The following is an 836-nucleotide window of genomic DNA, read 5'->3' as shown; positions in this document are numbered from 1 at the left end:
CGATTGTGGTGAAGTGGATGATCCTATGCTGTCGAGAAAAGCCTCTAGCGAGTTTCATGGCGGCCCGTACCCCAAACCGACTCAGGTGGTCAGGTAGAGAATACCGAGGCGTTCGGGTGAACTATGGTTAAGGAACTCGGCAAAATGCCCCCGTAACTTCGGGAGAAGGGGGGCCATTCCTGGTGACGAGTCTTGCACTCCGAGCTGGGGGTGGCCGCAGAGACCAGCGAGAAGCGACTGTTTACTAAAAACACAGGTCCGTGCGAAGCCGTAAGGCGATGTATACGGACTGACGCCTGCCCGGTGCTGGAACGTTAAGGGGACCGGTTAGCCAGAGTTCGCTCTGGCGAAGCTGAGAACTTAAGCGCCAGTAAACGGCGGTGGTAACTATAACCATCCTAAGGTAGCGAAATTCCTTGTCGGGTAAGTTCCGACCTGCACGAATGGCGTAACGACTTCTCGACTGTCTCAACCATAGGCCCGGTGAAATTGCATTACGAGTAAAGATGCTCGTTTCGCGCAGCAGGACGGAAAGACCCCGGGACCTTTACTATAGCTTGATATTGGTGTTCGGTTCGGCTTGTGTAGGATAGGTGGGAGACTGTGAAGCAGCAACGCCAGTTGTTGTGGAGTCGTCGTTGAAATACCACTCTGGTCGTGCTGGATGTCTAACCTGGGTCCGTGATCCGGATCAGGGACAGTGTCTGGTGGGTAGTTTAACTGGGGCGGTTGCCTCCTAAAGGGTAACGGAGGCGCCCAAAGGTTCCCTCAGCCTGGTTGGCAATCAGGTGTTGAGTGTAAGTGCACAAGGGAGCTTGACTGTGAGACTGACGGGT

1 other annotated feature (running past one end of the window) is annotated in these 836 nt (G+C 54.5%).

The window, feature by feature from the left end:
- The first annotated feature begins 763 nt into the window (after positions 1 to 763).
- Positions 764 to 836, top strand: a sequence feature (23S ribosomal RNA rRNA prediction is too short); it runs 342 nt beyond the window's last position.

This window comes from Kitasatospora sp. A2-31 (assembly GCF_022288725.1).
Classification (GTDB): domain Bacteria; phylum Actinomycetota; class Actinomycetes; order Streptomycetales; family Streptomycetaceae; genus Kitasatospora.
Note: the sequence above shows the minus strand (reverse complement) of the source record. Positions and strands in the feature narration are given on the sequence as shown.